Origin of the sequence: Paenibacillus sp. P22 (genome assembly GCF_000469945.2) — a bacterium.
In the GTDB taxonomy this organism is placed as follows: Bacteria; Bacillota; Bacilli; order Paenibacillales; family Paenibacillaceae; genus Paenibacillus_O; species Paenibacillus_O humicus.
In genome coordinates, this window is the sequence record NZ_CBRA020000218.1 from 1 (window position 1) to 16,073 (window position 16,073).

14 protein-coding genes are annotated in these 16,073 nt (G+C 60.5%); 11 read left to right on the forward strand and 3 right to left on the reverse strand.

Features of this window, described 5'->3' with window-relative positions:
* Positions 1–108 precede the first annotated feature (108 nt).
* From BN871_RS28000 to BN871_RS23405, 5 genes are all read left to right on the forward strand, one after another.
* A complete protein-coding gene (locus BN871_RS28000) occupies positions 109–273 on the forward strand; it encodes a hypothetical protein (protein ID WP_157060375.1) in 165 nt (54 codons plus the stop codon).
* Between the two features lie 115 nt (positions 274–388).
* Entirely contained in the window at positions 389–838 is a 450-nt protein-coding gene (locus BN871_RS23390; RefSeq protein ID WP_232313289.1) for a GNAT family N-acetyltransferase, read from the forward strand.
* Positions 839–1,199: 361 nt separating this feature from the next.
* A complete protein-coding gene (locus BN871_RS23395; protein ID WP_021881931.1) occupies positions 1,200–3,128 on the forward strand; it encodes a hypothetical protein in 1,929 nt (642 codons plus the stop codon).
* Positions 3,125–6,574 (forward strand): WIAG-tail domain, encoded by a 3,450-nt coding sequence (locus tag BN871_RS23400; RefSeq protein WP_048749275.1) that lies wholly within the window; start codon positions 3,125–3,127, stop codon positions 6,572–6,574. The genes BN871_RS23395 and BN871_RS23400 overlap by 4 nt, the downstream gene beginning before the upstream one ends.
* A gap of 123 nt (positions 6,575–6,697) precedes the next feature.
* Positions 6,698–7,948 carry a DUF445 domain-containing protein gene (locus BN871_RS23405; protein ID WP_069202657.1) on the forward strand — a complete coding sequence of 417 codons (1,251 nt, stop codon included), beginning with the start codon at positions 6,698–6,700 and terminating at the stop codon, positions 7,946–7,948.
* A 286-nt stretch (positions 7,949–8,234) separates the two neighbouring features.
* Here the strand turns inward: BN871_RS23405 and BN871_RS23410 are convergent, their stop codons facing one another.
* Together BN871_RS23410 and BN871_RS23415 are read right to left on the reverse strand one after the other, a co-directional pair.
* Positions 8,235–8,543 (reverse strand): hypothetical protein, encoded by a 309-nt coding sequence (locus BN871_RS23410; protein WP_048749280.1) that lies wholly within the window; start codon positions 8,541–8,543, stop codon positions 8,235–8,237.
* 75 nt (positions 8,544–8,618) lie between these two features.
* Entirely contained in the window at positions 8,619–8,891 is a 273-nt protein-coding gene (locus BN871_RS23415; protein WP_174806355.1) for a DUF3055 domain-containing protein, read from the reverse strand.
* Positions 8,892–9,180: 289 nt separating this feature from the next.
* Between BN871_RS23415 and BN871_RS23420 the strand changes: the two genes are divergently transcribed.
* The gene (locus BN871_RS23420) at positions 9,181–10,191 is read left to right on the forward strand and encodes an HRDC domain-containing protein (RefSeq protein ID WP_021880878.1); all 1,011 of its coding nucleotides are present in this window, start codon (positions 9,181–9,183) and stop codon (positions 10,189–10,191) included.
* A gap of 70 nt (positions 10,192–10,261) precedes the next feature.
* On the opposite strand, the gene BN871_RS23425 is transcribed toward BN871_RS23420, so the two are convergent.
* Positions 10,262–11,230 carry a hypothetical protein gene (locus tag BN871_RS23425; protein ID WP_021880879.1) on the reverse strand — a complete coding sequence of 323 codons (969 nt, stop codon included), beginning with the start codon at positions 11,228–11,230 and terminating at the stop codon, positions 10,262–10,264.
* Positions 11,231–11,395: 165 nt separating this feature from the next.
* On the opposite strand from BN871_RS23425, the gene BN871_RS23430 reads away from it, so the two are divergent.
* From BN871_RS23430 to BN871_RS30365, 5 genes are all read left to right on the forward strand, one after another.
* The gene (locus tag BN871_RS23430) at positions 11,396–11,857 is read left to right on the forward strand and encodes a chemotaxis protein CheX (RefSeq protein WP_048749281.1); all 462 of its coding nucleotides are present in this window, start codon (positions 11,396–11,398) and stop codon (positions 11,855–11,857) included.
* Between the two features lie 244 nt (positions 11,858–12,101).
* Positions 12,102–12,875: an SDR family oxidoreductase gene (locus tag BN871_RS23435; protein WP_048749282.1), complete on the forward strand. Its 774-nt coding sequence runs from the start codon at positions 12,102–12,104 to the stop codon at positions 12,873–12,875.
* A gap of 57 nt (positions 12,876–12,932) precedes the next feature.
* Positions 12,933–14,594 (forward strand): DEAD/DEAH box helicase, encoded by a 1,662-nt coding sequence (locus BN871_RS23440; RefSeq protein ID WP_048749284.1) that lies wholly within the window; start codon positions 12,933–12,935, stop codon positions 14,592–14,594.
* 111 nt (positions 14,595–14,705) lie between these two features.
* Entirely contained in the window at positions 14,706–15,482 is a 777-nt protein-coding gene (locus BN871_RS23445; protein WP_048749286.1) for an ABC transporter ATP-binding protein, read from the forward strand.
* A 6-nt stretch (positions 15,483–15,488) separates the two neighbouring features.
* A partial coding sequence (locus tag BN871_RS30365) for an ABC transporter permease (protein ID WP_374725896.1) occupies positions 15,489–16,073 on the forward strand: 585 nt, incomplete at its 3' end.

Below are 16,073 nucleotides of genomic sequence, written 5' to 3' on the forward strand. Positions count from 1 at the left end.
CCGGCACATCCTTCAGCCAGCGGTTCGCAAGCGCTCCTGCGACAAGTCCAAGCACGATAAAGAAGAGAAGGCGAGCCCGGCCAAAGCAGGGCCGCCCGCAAGCGCCGCATGGCGAGAACGGCCTGGGTAAGCCCGGAGGGCGATGAGCTGGAGCTGAGGAGCGAGGACGATCTCTGGTATTTGTACGCCGGCATGAACCTGGAGATGGCCTTCGAGACGTTCGAGGAAGCCGAGGAATATTTGCAGGAAGAGGGCTTCCAGCCGAAGGCTTAGCATCAAAAGTCCAAATTCTTGTCGCCTGCCTCCATGGGCTATGGCGCTCGGACGCCTTATAGTAGGGAAAAACACTTCTGGAGGCGGAACCAAGATGAATAGGACAAGCGATTCCATCAGCGTCAGCCGATGCGATGCAGCCGAGGCTGCGGCCGTCGCTCCGCTGTTCGACCAGTACCGGATCTTTTACGGCCAGCCTTCCGATGTGGAAGGGGCGCACCAATTCCTGCAGGAAAGGCTCGTTCGGGGAGAATCGATTTTGTTCGCCGCAGCGGCAGAAGGCGTTCCAATCGGGTTCGCCCAGCTGTATCCGGTGTTCTCGTCGGTATCCATGAGAAGAGTGTTGATTCTGAACGACCTGTACGTGCATGCCGAATGGCGCGGGCGAGGGGCTGCCAAGCTGCTGCTGCAGGCGGTTCGAGACTGCGCGGCTGCGGGAGAGGCCAGGTCGGTCCAGCTCTCGACCGCTGCGGGCAATGCGGCGGCAAGATCTCTTTACGAACAGGCAGGATATGAGCTCGACACCGTTTTTTTGACGTACGAGCTGTTGCTGGAGAAGGCTTAGCTTGATTCCAGATGCGTTCTCAACACTCCGAGCGCTGGATGGCGGCAGGGCGGAGTTGAAAAAGGGAATCCGGGGAAACCCCGGATTCCTTTTTTTTGTTCTTTTTTTTTTGCAGGTTCATCCGCTAAGAGCCTGCTTCGCCGTTGGATCAGGCTGGAAATGGGCTTGTAGCCGGCAGACAGCCGCATAAAGGCATGCCGATCCTCCTTTCCATGTGGAGCCGCGGTGCTTGGGGAAGCGCCGGATTTTGCCGAAGCCTGCCTATTTTTTTGCGAACAGCTGTCCCACATGGAGTCAAAAGCCCAAGCATTCTGCATATAGTAGCGATAATGAAGCCGGGCAACAAGGAGTGGACAGAGTTATGGCGAACAGCAGAAAAGGGAAAAGGCCAAAAGCCAGAAAAGTGTTCTTCGTGGAAGATTCCTCGATATCGGAAATCAACTGGCTCGACGAGGCGGAAGGAGGCCAAGGCGGGGATACGGCGCAGATCAGCGGGGATAACGGGCTCCTTCAGGAAGAAAAGGATCTGAAAAGCGAGGAGCAGATCAGCAGCGGCTCCGAAATAGCGGCGATCAGCAGCGTCGAAGCTCCTCCTGCACCAGCCGACTCCACGGAAGCGCTGGAGAAGCCGGAGACGGATCTGCCGTCGGAGGCGATTCCGGCGATCCCGGAAAAGGCCGATCCTTCGGCGAACGTGCGAAAGTCCGGCGACTCGGAGGAGATGGAACAGCCGGAGGGCCGGGCACAGACGAAGGAAGCGGCGCCTGCTTCTGCGGCTGAGGAAACGGCTGCCCCTGCGGACCGGCGGCTGGCCGAGCGGCGCAGAAGCGGAAGCTCGGGCCCGATTGTCTATGCCTCCGATTTGGCCGACGGTTCCGTGATCGAAGCCAAGCTGGCGTCGGCGTCGGTGTCCCGCAGCAAGCTGCAGCCGGGATCGGTAAGCTCGGAGGCGATCGCGGATGGGGCCGTAGACAACGCCAAGCTCCGGGACGGTGCCGTCACATCGGATAAAATCGCGGATAAAACGGTGCTGCGCGAACATCTCGCGGATGGAGCCGTCTCGGGAGCAATCATCGCGGACGGAGGCATCTCCGGGGCCAAGCTCCGTTCCGGCAGCATCGGTTCCGACAAGCTGGCGAACCGCTCCATCGTCGGCGACAAGATCGCCGAAGGAAGCCTGGAGGCGCGGCATTTGAAGGCGGGAGCTTTCTCCGGAGAGCTGCTGGCGGAATCATCGATTCAATCGATCCATTTTGCCCTGGAGTCCGTCGATACGCCCGCGCTGGCGAATGAAGCCGTGGACAACGCCAAGCTTGCGGCCGAAGCCGTCACGGAATCGAAGCTTCGAGACGGCGCGGTTACTTCAGCCAAGCTGGCCGAGGAAGCGGTTAACGCCTCCCATGTCGCCCCTTCTTCCATCGGAGGCAGCCATCTGGCTCCGCAGAGCGTGGAGGGAGGTCACGTCGCCGATGCATCTCTGGAAGGAAGGCATCTGGCAGCGGGAGCCGTCGGTTCGAGGGAATTGGCGGATGAAGCGGTCGGCTCCAATGCGCTGGAGCGCAATGCGGTCGGTCCCGAGCATATCCAGCCCTTCGCCGTTGCCGGAGACCATATCTCGCCGGGAGCGGTGTCGTCCGTTCATTTGGCGGATGCAGGCGTCGGATCCGTGAACCTGCAGCCGGACTCGGTCACGACGATCAAGCTTGCCGACCATGCCGTCACGTCGTCCAAACTGGCGGACCAAAGCGTAAGCAAGTCCAAGATCGCGGATCAGGCCGTATCGAGGAAGCATCTGGCATCCGATGCCGTGGACGGCTCCAAGCTTGCTTCCGGAAGTGTGTCGGAACGGCATCTGGCCGCTGAATCAATCGCTTCTTTCCATGTGAAGGACGGCTCGATTCTCGAAGGGCATCTGGCGGACGATGCGGTGACGGAGGAGAAGATCGCCGGAAACAGCGTCGGAACCGGGCATCTGAAGGACGGCTCCGTGACGGCGAAGCAGCTCGGGAATGCTTCCGTCGTCCGGTCCAAGCTGGCCGAGGATTCCGTCGGATCGGAGCATCTGGCACCCGAAAGCGTGCAGAGCCGCCATGTCTCCGACGACAGCATCGGATTCAGCCATCTTGCGCCCGGTTCCGTCCGCGCCCGCCAGATCGGACCGTCGGCGGTGACGTCGGAGGCGGTTGGCGAAGCCAGATCGCGGGAAGACATCTGGCCGACCGAAGCATCGACGCCAGGCATATCGCCCAAGGCTCGATCCGGACAGCGTCCCTTGCGGACGGCTCCGTGAGCCAGGCGAAGCTGGCCGACAGCTCGGTGAGCGGGCGGGCGCTGGCCGAAGGAGCCGTGACCGCGAGGCATTTGGCCGATTATATGGTGAATTCGCTCAAGCTGTCCCCGGAGTCGGTAACATCCGACAAGCTGACGGAGTTTTCCGTAACCGAATCCAAAATCGCGCCGGGAAGCGTGACCGAGTCGAAGCTGGCCGACAGCTCCGTAGGAAGCAGCCAGTTGAAGACATCCTCCGTCGGAGCCGATCATATCCAGGATGCATCCGTCGGCAGCTCTCACCTTCGTGCCGGGGCGGTAACATCCATTCATCTCGCAGGCGGCCTTATCGATTCCGATGCTTTGGCCGACCAGGCCGTGAAGGAAAGGCATTTGGAAGCTAACAGCATCCATGCCAAAGCGATCGCCCCGGAAGCGGTGCAAAGCGTCCACATCGCCCAGGAAAGCATTCTTGGGCTGCACTTGACGCCGCAGCTCATCCGTCCTGTCCACCTTGCTCCGGAATCCATCCGTCAGGAGCATCTGGCTGCAGGAACGGTAGGGGAGGAGCAGCTTCAGGCGGGAGCTGTCAGCTCCAGGGAACTCAGGGAGCATGCGGTCGAGTCGGCCCATATTTCTCCTGGCGCCGTCGCCTCCGAGCATTTGGAGCCGGGCAGCGTCGGACAGGAGCATCTTGCCCGGCATTCGGTAGGAGAGCAGCAGATCGCTCCGGCAAGCATCGACGCTTCTCATATGAAGGAGGGCGCCATTCAGTCCGAACATATCAAAGGCGGCGCCATAAGCGGCGTCCATGTCGGGCTGGAGACGCTGGCTGGCAAACATCTCAAGCCGGCTTCGCTGCTCGGCTACCACATTTCGGCGGGAGCGGTCGGAGCGGAGCAGCTGCATGAAGGCAGCGTGGAAGCCCGGCATCTGCGAGCCCGTTCCATCGGCTCCGCGCATTTGGCGGCAAGCAGCGTCGGCGGCGAGCATATCGCGCCTTCGAGCATCGGCAGCGGCCATCTGGCCACCGGCAGCGTAGGGAGCGGGCATATCGCGCCTTCGAGCATCGGCAGCGGCCAGCTGGCCGGGGACAGCGTGGGAAGCGAGCATATCGCGCCTTCAAGCGTCGGAAGCGAGCAGTTGGCCGCAGGCAGCGTGGGAAGCGGACATATCGCGCCTTCGGCCGTCGGGAGCAGCCATTTGGCTGCGGGCAGCGTGGAGAGCAGGCATATCGCCCGAGCCAGCGTGGACGGCGAGCATGTGGTCCAGGAGAGCATTACCGGGAACCTGATTGCGCGGCAAAGCATCACCGGCCGCAACTTGGCGCCGGGCAGCGTAGATTCGCTGCAGCTGGCGGAAGACAGCGTGACCGGCTTGCATTTGGCTTCCGGGAGCGTGGGCAGTCAGCATATCGCGCTGTCGAGCGTCGGCAGCGGGCAGCTTGCTGCCGGCAGCGTGGCCGGCGAGCATATCGCGCCGTCAAGCATTGGAGGCGAGCATATCGCGCCGCTCAGCATTACAGGCGGCCAGCTTGCACATCAAAGCGTCGCCGGCCGCCATTTGCTGCCGGGCAGCGTGGGCTCGGCTCAGCTGGCTGCGGGCAGCGTAAAGGGCGAGCATATCGCGGCGTCGAGCGTAGGGAGCGAGCAGCTGGCCGCGGAGAGCGTGAACAGCGAGCATATCGCGCTGTCTAGCGTGGGAAGCCAGCAGCTAGCCGAAGGCAGTGTGAAGAGCGAGCATATCGCGGAGTCTAGCGTGGGAAGCCAGCAGCTAGCCGAAGGCAGCGTGAAGAGCGAGCATCTCGCGGAGTCTAGCGTGGGAAGCGTCCAGCTCGCCGAAGGCAGCGTGAAGAGCGAGCATATCGCGGAGTCTAGCGTGGGAAGCGGCCAGCTCGCCGAAGGCAGCGTGAAGAGCGAGCATATCGCGCCGTCGAGCGTAGGAAGCGGCCAGCTCGCCGAAGGCAGCGTGAAGAGCGAGCATATCGCGGAGTCGAGCGTGAGCAGCGAGCAGCTGGCCGAAGGCAGCGTGAAGAGCGAGCATCTCGCGCCGTCGAGCGTAGGAAGCGGCCAGCTCGCCGAAGGCAGCGTGAAGGGCGAGCATATCGCGGAGTCGAGCGTGAGCAGCGAGCAGCTGGCCGAAGGCAGCGTGAAAAGCGAGCATCTCGCGGAGTCGAGCGTAGGAAGCGGCCAGCTCGCCGAAGGCAGCGTGAAGAGCGAGCATCTCGCGGAGTCGAGCGTAGGAAGCGGCCAGCTCGCCGAAGGCAGCGTGAAGAGCGAGCATATCGCGGAGTCGAGCGTAGGAAGCGGCCAGCTCGCCGAAGGCAGCGTGAAGGGCGAGCATATCGCCGAGTCGAGCGTGGGAAGTCAGCAGCTCGCCGAAGGCAGCGTGAAGGGCGAGCATATCGCGGCTTCGAGCGTAGGAAGCCGTCAACTGGCCGAAGGCAGCGTGAAGGGCGAGCATCTCGCGGAGTCGAGCGTGGGAAGCCGTCAACTGGCCGCAGGCAGCGTGACGTCGGAGCATATCGCGCCTTCGAGCCTATCGGGCAGCCTGCTCTTGGAACAAAGCGTTGCCGGCCGCCACTTGGCTCCGAACAGCGTGAACTCGGTCCAGCTGGCGGAAGAGAGCGTGACGAGCGCGCATTTGGCTGCCGGCAGCGTGAGCGGAGATCATATTTTGCCGTCAAGCGTAGGAAGCGAGCATATTGCTGCGGCCAGCATAACCGGCGAGCATATTGCGCCATCGAGCCTAACCGGCCTTTTGCTCGCAGAACAAAGCATAACAAGCGGCCTGTTGGCGCCTGCCAGTGTGACCGCCATTCAACTGGCGGATAAAAGCGTGACCAGCTCGCATTTGGCCTCAGGCAGTGTAGGCGGCGAGCAGCTGGCGGCAGGCAGTGTGACGAGCAAGCATTTTGCCTTTTCGAGCCTAAATGGAAGTTTAGTCCAGGAGCAAAGCATAACCGGCCGTCAATTGTCGCCAGGCAGCGTGAACTCCGTCCAACTGGCTGAGGAGAGCGTAACGAGCTCGCATTTGGCAGAAGGAAGCGTGAAGAGCGAGCACATCGCGGAGTCGAGCGTGGGAAGTCAGCAGCTGGCCGCAGGCAGCGTGACGATAGCGCATCTTGCCGCAGAAGTCCTCCGTCAGCTGTCGCATCCGGCTGTGCCGATACCGGAACCGGCTCCATCACGCAAAAGCAGGGATCTCAACCAGCAATTCGGCCTGACGCCCTTCGCTTTCAACGACCGGGACGATCAGCTTGAACTGGAAGTGGCCTTCAGCGAGCCGTTCGAGGATGCCTCCTATGCCATTGCCGCGAACGCGGACCATCCGTACTGCTATGCGGCGATCAAGGCCAAGGAGCGGGAACGCGCCGTCCTTACGATCGTCCGTACCCGCATAGGTCCGGTGCCGGCCGGCAGCATCAACTGGATTGCAATTGGAAAGGGCCGAGAAAGCAACGAGTAACCCGGAAAAGAAGAGGCTGCCGCCAGGCAGTCTTTTTTTTGCCCTGACCTCGGCGAGATTTTGATTACAGCCCGAATTGTTTATAATCAAGGAGAACGTTTATTGTCGATCGGAGGAACAGGCATGAAAACGAAGTATGCCGCCGGCACGTCCCTCGCCGTCATGGCGGGCGGCTTTATATTGACGACGATCTTTACCAGCGAGCAGCACAACGCGCTGTCGCTGCTTCAAGGCGGCTTTGAAGCGGGGCTTGTCGGGGGAATCGCGGACTGGTTCGCGGTGACGGCCCTGTTCCGCCATCCTCTGGGGCTGCGGATTCCGCATACGAACCTCATCATCCGCAACAAGGACAAAATGGTCAACGCTCTCGTATCGGCGCTGGAAAACGAGCTGCTCAACAAGGAAAGCATCAGCGCGCGGCTTCGCCGGCTCAATCTCATCGGGGGAGCGGGCCGGTTCATCGTCAAGCAGCTGGCCAAGAGGTCCAACCGGGAAGCGGTGATCGGCGCCGCGATGGCCGTTGTGGAGCGGCTGCCGCTGGAACGGCTGTCAGCGTCCGTGCGCAGCGGGCTGGCCGGCTATGCGAGAGGCGTGGACCTTCGCCCGGCGGTGGAAGGAGCGGCATCTGCGATCATCCGCGACGGACTCGACGAGAAGGCGCTGGACTATGCGCTCGACCAGGCCGTCGACTGGGTGGCCAAGCCGTCTACCGGCAAGATGCTGGGAGAGATCGCTCAGAAGAAGCTGCAGGAGCTGCAGGTGGGCGGTTTCATGGGCTTTGCGGTCCAAGCGTTCGCGGGTTTCATGAACGAGGAGAAAATGGGTGCGATGCTTCAGCATATGCTGCTGTCCGGCATCAAGGATCTCGGCACCCCGGGAAGCAGGCAGCGCGACAACCTGCTGCTGGAATTCCGCTCGCGCGTAATCGGAATTGCGGAGGATGAGGAGAAGCTCGCGGCAGTCAAGGGCTGGCTCGAAGGCAAGGTCGATTCGGAAGAAGCGGAGGCGTTTTTTGTCGCCCGCCTGTCCGAGCTGAAGGCTTTTGTGCTGCAATGGCTGCAAAGGGACAAGGAAGAAGGCGGTCGAAGCCTCGTCCGCATCGCCCACGTTGCGAACGAGCGGCTTAAACGCGAGGAAGAGCTGGTCCGCAGCTGGGAGGAGCGCTTGTCGGCCGTCCTGGTGAGCACGATCGAGGCCAACCATTACCGGCTCGGATTGCTTGTCCGGGAAAACCTGAACAGCCTGGACAACAAGGCGCTGGTCGAGCTTCTGGAATCCAAGGTGGGAAGCGATTTGCAGTGGATCCGGGTCAACGGGGCGGTCTGCGGTTTCCTGGTGGGCATTCTGCTGACTTTGCTCGGCTGGGTAGTCTAGACGGGCGGGCAAGCGGAAGCTCGCGGGCTCTGCGGCTGCATGGAGTACGCTTGAATCGGATCAAGCCAAGCAGGAAATCATGAAAAAAGAAGCCGCCTTCCTTGAACAGGAGGGCGGCTTCTTGCGCGCTCTTGCTGCGAAGCTCGGCTGCGATCCGGAAGCTGCGTGCAAGCTTCGGTCAGTCTTCCGGCAGCCGCCTGCGCGGCTTCGCCTAGCCGGAGAACGATGAGCCGATAGGAAATCGGCAGGCGGACGAGGATTTCCGAGCCTTATCAACGAGTTCCGGTTACTTGTCCTCCTGGACAGCCCGGCTGTCGGCTCCGCTGCGGTCGTCGCCGGGATATTCACGTTCCTTGCTGCCGTGCAGGGCGCGGTTCTCATAGCCGAATCGATTCGGCTGCCTCTGCTCCGGCCGCCAAGGGGTGCTTTTTACCGGCTCCTCTTCATGGAGGACAGCTCCGTAAGGGCCTTCCGGAAACTCCTCGAACGTAAGGTCGTTGCGCTGCGACTCCACCGTAGATAAATCGGTATATTTCTCCCGACGCGATTCTTCTGTCGCGAAGTCGGTGTCGCCGCGCCGAATGTCGTTGTCCATCCTTCGTACAGCCCCTCTCTGCTGCCGGGGGATCATGCTCCCCTGCGTGAAGGCAGCTGTACTAGCTTTTCCCAATCAGTCGGTGAAATTCACTTCGCCGACGACAAGCGACAGGAAACCGCCAAGCTCGGACGCTTCTTCCTCGTCCAGCTTGAACGTATGTTCCAGATAGCCTTCCTCCTCCAGATCGTCCTGGCCGATGATGGCTGTCTTGCCGCTCTGCAGATCGGTGACGAGCTTTTTGCCGTAGAAGCGGTTGGTCGTCGTGACGGCCAGGTCGAAGCGCTTGAGGCCCGGCGTAATGAAGGTGACGAAACGAGTCGAGGTTTGCTCGGTCGAATCGGACATGAAATCATAATCTTTCAGCTGCAAGTGGATTCGTACCTCCTTCTTGTCCGATGTAAGGCGGGTCCGATCCAGTATAGCATGGATGTTGAGCGGCCGCCGCCTGCAAGGAGGATAAAGAAGGCGTTGCACAGGTGCCGGGCCGTATGATAGGATGAATGTACCAGAACAAGAACCGAACGACCGGGAGGAAGCACCTCTCTTGCCTGCATTTGCGGGCGGGAGAGGTGCTTTTTTGCGTTTGCAGACGATAGGAGTCTTGATCTGGACCACAATCGGAGGTGCGCGAATAATGCAGATCGTCTTTTTGAATTCATTCGAAAAACCGCTTGGAGACGGGAGAATCGACAACGCCCAGCTGTCCATCTGCGAGCAGCAGGGAACATGGTCCGTCGTATGGAACGGAGCCCGGCACGGCAGCGCGGAGCCCTCTTCCCTATGGTATGAGGGAAGCTCCTGGGAGGAGATGATCACCGCTTTCCGGCATGGGGTCGCGGTGCAGATGGGCGAGGGATTCACGCCGCTCATCGACGGCATGCTGGACGAGCGGCCGGCCGGCAAGGGAGGCGTCATTTCCATGCAGCAATGCTACGGAGAGCTTCATGCCGATCACGAGCTGTTCGAGGCGCTTCGCGACTGGAGGCGGATCAAGGCTTCCTCCGAGAAGAAATCGGCTTATCTGGTGGCGACGAACCGCACCTTGCTCATGATCAGCTCCTATGTCCCGCATACTCTCGAGGAGCTTGCCCAGATTCCGGGATGGGGACCGGGCAAAAGCCGCGAATATGGAATGGAGGTGCTGGAGCTTACGGGAGCTCGCAAGCAAGCAAGGGCGTTCCCGCTAAGCTGGGTGAGCGGGGCTCTTGAGCCGAAAGCCTATATCCAGTGGCTCTACAAGCAGAAGGAAACCAAATTCAAGAACAAGATGGACAGGCAGCAGTCGAGCCGTCTCATTCTGGAAGGAATCAATCAGGAGCGGTCATTGGAGCAGCTGCTGGCGGATACCGGCCTGCAGAGAAGAGAGCTCATGGAAAGGATTGAGCAGCTGGATCAGGAAGGCTATGATCTGGAGCCCTTGATCGCCAAGGAGCTGGAAGGAATATCGCAGGAGGAGCAGCAGCGCATTTGGGAAGCGCTGAAGGAGGAAGGGGACAAGTACCTGAAGCCGATCCTCCAAAAGGTTTATGGCACGGAGCCGGCACCCTCCGCCAAGGTCGACCTGATCTATGACCGGCTTCGCCTGGTGCGGATGCGGTTTCGCCGCAGCGCCGCCGGCGAAGCCGGCGGCCTCGAAGCGATGTAACGCAGACGCATGGCGTCATGCTGATGCCTTCATGGCAGCAAAAGGACGCCTGGAGTTGTCCAAGCCCGATTCAGAGAGGGCCGGGCGGGGCACGGAACCATTCCTCCATGCGGCGCACGAGAGCGGCGCGCAGCTCCGCCTCGCGCCAGCCGAAATCCTCAGCGGCCGCGGCCGATTGTCTGGCCCCAATGGATAGCGCCGCTTCGTCGCGGATGGCGGAAGCTCTCAGCCAGCGGACGACGATGGCAAGCAGGCTAGAGGCTGGAACCACAAGGTCAAGATAAGCTTCCCATGCCTGTCCAGACATTGCGACGGAATGCGGAGTCGATGAACCGGCTGAATGCAAGGATTTCAGCCCGTCTCTCCGGACTCTGGAGTAGGCTTCAGGGGCGAGGAAGCGCGAGGCGATCATGCTTTTGAGACCCCGGGGATCCTGCAGATGCCTCAAGACGGCCAGCATGCCTCGCATGCTCTTGTTCCAGTCATCCTTTTTGACGTAAGGAGCAAGATCCGCATGATGGACGGCGATCATGCACTCATAATTTTCGATTACAGCGTCCGGCAGAGGACCGGCGGCGGCCTGAAGCATCCATGCGTCGAGCCTGGCATCGGACTCTGGGCTTGCATGCATATCCAGCGACTGGTCATCCACGTTCAAGCGGCGTCTGATGGCTTCATATCCGTTGGGAGAGAGACTGCCGTCGGGCTTCATGCCGGCATCAAGGAGCAGATGGAGGATGAAACCGAGCGTGTAGACGACGGCTTCGTCTGTCTCCGGGCCATCGAGAGAACGTCCGGAGACTCCGTCGAGCAGATCCAGCAGCACGGGCAGGGGATTCTGCCGATGAAGCCGGTCGGCCAGCACGTGCATGAGAGATCGTCTCGGCCATGGCATCAGCCGGTGGCAATAAAGAAAATCCGGGCCCAGGCATCCCAGGATGAAGCCTCTTTCCAGCTCCGGCGAAGACAGCAGGCGCTGCTCCCCGGACGTCTCAAGCACCAATCGGCCGAACCGGATATGGGTCCATATACCAGGCATGAGTCATCCTCCGCCTTTCCAAAATTAGAACCAAGCTCACCTTGACGTTATAGGTCTTTAGTAGCGTTAATGGTTATATTGGTATACTTGCACTAGTTAATTTAGTATAATTGCTACCAATATAAGGTTGACGTGAAACTTGGTCTATAAGGAGCTTAAGTGCCGATGAGAGCCGAATTTATCAATCCGTTCCTGGAGTCCGCAGTCATGGTATTGGAACAGGTCGTCCAGATCAAACCTATGCCTGGGCCAATCGGCCTGAAGGTGCTGAGCGGCGCCAACGATTTTTTATGGATTCGAATTCAATTGATCGGTCAAGTGAGCGGAGATATCATGTTCGGCATGAGCGAGGTGGATGCCTTGAACATCGTTTCGGCGATGATGGGCGGTTTCCAGGTCGACGCGCTGGACGAGATCGGCCGCAGCGCCATATCGGAACTGAGCAATATGATCAGCGGCAATGCCAGCACGAAGCTGTCCAGCCAGGGAGTTCATGTGGATATTACGCCTCCGGCGCTGCTGCAGGGAGCGGAGCTTGATTTCCTGGATAGGCGCCAGGCGCTGTCCGTGCCTCTGATTCTCGAAGGAATCGGCCAACTGGACATCCAGGTATTACTTGCATCGTAACATAAGCCTGCCGGCTGCGCCGTTTTTTTTGCTATGGGCGGAACATAGGGCTAAGGACGAAAGCGCAGCAACAGCTTTTTCCAGGCCAAAAGGAAGCTCCCCAGGGAGCTTTTTTTTGTGGCTTCAGCGGTCGGGGACGAGACCGGATCTAGAGAGCGGGCGGATGCCTTCTTCGAGATGGGAGCAAGCCGCCCGGCTTTGCTATCATATCGCTTATAAAGTACACTTGTAGCAGGTGATAACAATGATTCGCGACAAAGTAATCGTGGTTACAGGAGCGACCAGCGGCATCGGGGTGCTGATCGCCCGCAGGCTCGCCGCCAAAGGCGCCATTCCGGTTTTTTGCGGACGCAGCGAACAAAGGCTTGCTGCGGCGGCTGCATCCATTTCGGGCCGCTGCGGCAGCAGGCGGCTGGACGTGACGGACAACGAGGCGGTCCAGGCCGTGATGGACAGCGTGCTCCGAGAGTTCGGCCGAATCGACGTGCTGATCAACAATGCCGGCTTCGGTCTATTCAAGACTTTTGCCGACAGTACCGTTCAGGAATTTGAATCCATGATGGATACGAATTATATGGGCCTCGTGAGATGCACCAAGGCCGTTCTTCCCTCCATGCTGGACAATCGAAGCGGACATATCATCAATATCGCTTCGCTGGCCGGCAAGCTCGCGACGCCGAAATCAAGCGGTTATTCGGCCAGCAAGCACGCGGTCGTCGGCTTGACGGATGCTTTGCGGCAGGAGGTAAGAGGTCGGGGCATTTTCGTGTCCGCCGTCAATCCCGGTCCCATCGATACGCCTTTCTTCGATCAGGCCGATCCCGACGGTTCTTATGTCAAGAACGTAAGCTGGCTCATGCTGAAGCCGGAGAAGGTTGCGGACCGCATTGTGCATCTGGTCGAGAAGCCGCGTGCGGAGCTTGATCTGCCTTGGCTTGCTGCCGCCGGAGCGAGGCTGTACCGGCTGTTTCCGAGATTGGCTGACCGGATCGCCGGACCGATGCTGAACAAGAAATAATGCATCCGCCTTCGCCTGAGCAAGGGGAGGCGGTGCGAACAAGGAGAACTAGACAAGATGTCATTGGATACTTGGAAGCAGCTTGGAATTGAAGAAGCCGCAGCCGGCAAGCTGGCGGAGAACGGCATCGGGGAGCCGACCCCTATACAGGCGAAGGCCATCCCTCTCCTGCTGGAAGGCAGGGATGTGTCGGCCGGATCGCAGACGGGAACGGGCAAAACTCTCGCCTACATGCTGCCGCTGCTGCAGCGGATCGATTCGGCGAGCAAGTCGGTGCAGGCCGTCATCCTTTCCCCTACCCAGGAGCTTGCGATGCAGATCGTGCGTGTGGCGGAAATGTACGGCGAGGCCTATGGAGTCCGCGTGCAGCAGCTGATCGGGGGAGCCGCGGTCAAAAGGCAGATCGAGAAGCTGAAGCTGAATCCGCAGCTTGTCATCGGAACGCCTGGGCGCATCCATGAGCTGCTGAAGCTGAGAAAGCTCAAGATGTCCGAAACCCGGACGATCATCGTCGACGAGGCGGACCAGGTTTTCGGGCTCGGTTCGACGAGCGAGGTGGAGACCATTTTGTGGGCGGCGCCCAAAGACAAACAGGTCGCTTTCTTCTCCGCCACCTATCCGCAGGTTCTGAAGACGCTGGAAAAGCGGTGGATGAAAAATCCGGAGCGCGTCGACATCGAGCCTGCCCAGCGCGTATCCGGCACGATCGAGCATGCGTTCATCGGCTGCGAATGGCGCGACCGCCTGGATACGGCCCGCAAGCTCATCCGGCTGCTCAACCCCGCCTCGGCGCTGCTGTTCATCAACGATACGGACCAGATCGCCAACTATGAGGCCAAGCTGTCCTATGAAGGCTTCAATGTCGAGACGCTGTACGGCGATGCCAACAAGCAGCGCCGCGCCGCTACGCTGGCGAGATTCCGCGAAGGGCGCTGCCAGCTGCTGCTGGCCACGGATGTCGCGGCGAGGGGGCTTGATATTCCCGGACTTCCGCTCGTCATCAATCTCGAGCCTCCTGCAGACGCGGATCAGTATGTCCACCGCTCCGGCCGTACGGGCCGGATGGGCCGGGAAGGCCGGGTGTTCACGATCGCGGCGCCGGGCGAACGTTATCTGATCGACAAGTACAAGCGCAAGCTGGATGTCGATATTCCGGAGCTGGCCATGTACAAGGGCAAGCTGGTCGATCCGGCGGATGTCCGCCGCAGGCCGTCTCCTGCGAGAGAAGGTGCGGCTCCATCGCAGAAGGCCGGCACGACACCGTCGAGAGGAGCTGCGGCTTCATCGCAGAGGGCCGGCACGACACCGTCGCGGACGCCGCTGCTGGATCAGCTGTCGGGATCCGGTTCCGGCCAGAAGCGGCGTGCTCCGCTGGAGTCTCCTCCCGCTCAGGAGCAATCTGCTCCGCTGCAGTCCCGCCCCGTACAAGAGGCGGGATCCGCACGGGGCTTCACTGCAGGGCAAAAGCCGGCATCAGCCGCCAAGGCTGCCGTCTCCGGAGTCCGGGCAGCGGGCAGCCGGAGCAAGGCGCCGGATTCTGCCGGCGGAGAGCCGGCAGAGTCGGACCGCAGGCGCGAGGCGCAGCCTGCCGCGGGAGGCGTCAAGCCGAAGGCGGCGGCATCTTCGGGGCCGGCAGCCAAGGCGCGGAAAGCCAAGGCGGACAAGAACAAAGGGGCCCCGAAATGGCTGAAAGCCAAGCGGGACCAGCCCGATCAATAACGACTCCGGCGTTGCAAGCCGGGATTTCCAGCTTTCAGGCAGACAGGCTTTCGCAGCGTAGGATGCGGAAGCCTGTTCCTGCACATTCTGCAGGCACGGGAGGAAACGATAGTGGCAGAAGCATTCGCAGAGGAAAATGTGCTGCAGGTCAGTCATCTTGTAGGAGGCTACAGTCCGCGCAGGCCGGTCTTGCATGATCTGGATTTTACGGTCAGGCGAGGGGAGATGATGGGGCTGATCGGCCTCAACGGAGCCGGCAAAAGCACGGCAGTCAAGCATATTCTGGGCTTGATGGCGCCGCAGCAGGGAGAGGTCCGGATCCGCGGCGTCAAGCTGGAGGAGCAGCCGGAACGCTATCGGGGAGCATTCGCTTATGTACCGGAATCGCCGGTGCTTTTCGAGGAGCTCACTGTGGAAGAGCATCTGCGGATGACGGCGATGGCTTACGGCTTGCAGGAGGAGGATTACCGGGAAAGATCGGAGAAGCTGATCGCGGAATTCCGAATGGGTCCCAAGCGCGGCTCGCGGGCTGCGCATCTGTCCAAAGGGATGAAGCAGAAGGTCATGCTCATGAACGCTCTGCTGGCCCGGCCGGATCTGTACATCATCGACGAGCCGTTTCTCGGCCTCGATCCGCTCGGCATCCGCTCGCTGCTGGAGCGGCTTGTGGAAGAGAGGGAGCGCGGGGCGGCCATCCTCATGAGCACGCATATCCTCTCGACGGTCGAGGCTTATTGCGACCGCTTCATGATCCTGCACCAAGGTCGGGTCAAGGAGCTCGGGACGCTGGCGCAGGTCAGAAGCTCGCGCGGAGCCGAGGGACAATCGCTGGAGAGCATCTTCTACGGCATCGTGGAGGAGAGTGACGCCGATGGGCGAAACGCTTGAAGCGATCTGGAAAAAGAGGCTTCCGCCTTTTACCGCAACTCCATGCCCTATGTCGGCTATATGCTCCGGAGCGGCGTTCCGCTCGTCCTTTTCCTTCTCCTCATCGTAAGCGCCGTCTACTATACGGAATTCATCAAGCAGGTGCCGGCCGACTTTCCCGCCGTCGCCGCAGGCGCTGTGCTGCTGACGCCGGTTGTCGCCTGGAGCCCTTTGCGGACTTGGCTGCAGCCTGCCGATATCGTCTTTCTCATGCCTAGGGAAGCGCATATGGACGCTTATATCCGGAGATCGTTCCGCCATAATCTTCCGGGAGGGCTTGCGCTTGCCGGCATTGTCCTGCTGCTGTTCTGGCCGGTGCTGACAGGGGCGGCCGAATCGGCCGACGCCTGGAAGCCCGATCTTTGGAATCACGCTTGCCGCCGTGCTGGTCATGWARGCGGCCWTTTTATGAATGTCGGCTTTGCGGCTTATGCCCTCATTATATCGAGGCCTATTCGAGGCTCACAGGAACGGATTTGCGCGAATTGTTCACCCTGTATGGATTTTATCCGCCGATCTTCACATTCTTTAGCCGTACATTCACTCTATTTA

Excerpts from the sequence above, each read along its gene's own strand:
- BN871_RS28000 (WP_157060375.1), top strand. The coding sequence starts at position 109 with ATGGCGAGAACGGCCTGGGTAAGCCCGGAGGGCGATGAGCTGGAGCTG.
- BN871_RS23410 (WP_048749280.1), bottom strand. The coding sequence starts at position 8,543 with ATGGACAACGACATTCGGCGCGGCGACACCGACTTCGCGACAGAAGAA.
- BN871_RS23440 (WP_048749284.1), top strand. The coding sequence starts at position 12,933 with ATGTCATTGGATACTTGGAAGCAGCTTGGAATTGAAGAAGCCGCAGCC.
- BN871_RS23420 (WP_021880878.1), top strand. The coding sequence starts at position 9,181 with ATGCAGATCGTCTTTTTGAATTCATTCGAAAAACCGCTTGGAGACGGG.
- BN871_RS23395 (WP_021881931.1), top strand. The coding sequence starts at position 1,200 with ATGGCGAACAGCAGAAAAGGGAAAAGGCCAAAAGCCAGAAAAGTGTTC.
- BN871_RS23430 (WP_048749281.1), top strand. The coding sequence starts at position 11,396 with ATGAGAGCCGAATTTATCAATCCGTTCCTGGAGTCCGCAGTCATGGTA.
- BN871_RS23415 (WP_174806355.1), bottom strand. The coding sequence starts at position 8,891 with ATGTCCGATTCGACCGAGCAAACCTCGACTCGTTTCGTCACCTTCATT.
- BN871_RS23425 (WP_021880879.1), bottom strand. The coding sequence starts at position 11,230 with ATGCCTGGTATATGGACCCATATCCGGTTCGGCCGATTGGTGCTTGAG.
- BN871_RS23405 (WP_069202657.1), top strand. The coding sequence starts at position 6,698 with ATGAAAACGAAGTATGCCGCCGGCACGTCCCTCGCCGTCATGGCGGGC.
- BN871_RS23435 (WP_048749282.1), top strand. The coding sequence starts at position 12,102 with ATGATTCGCGACAAAGTAATCGTGGTTACAGGAGCGACCAGCGGCATC.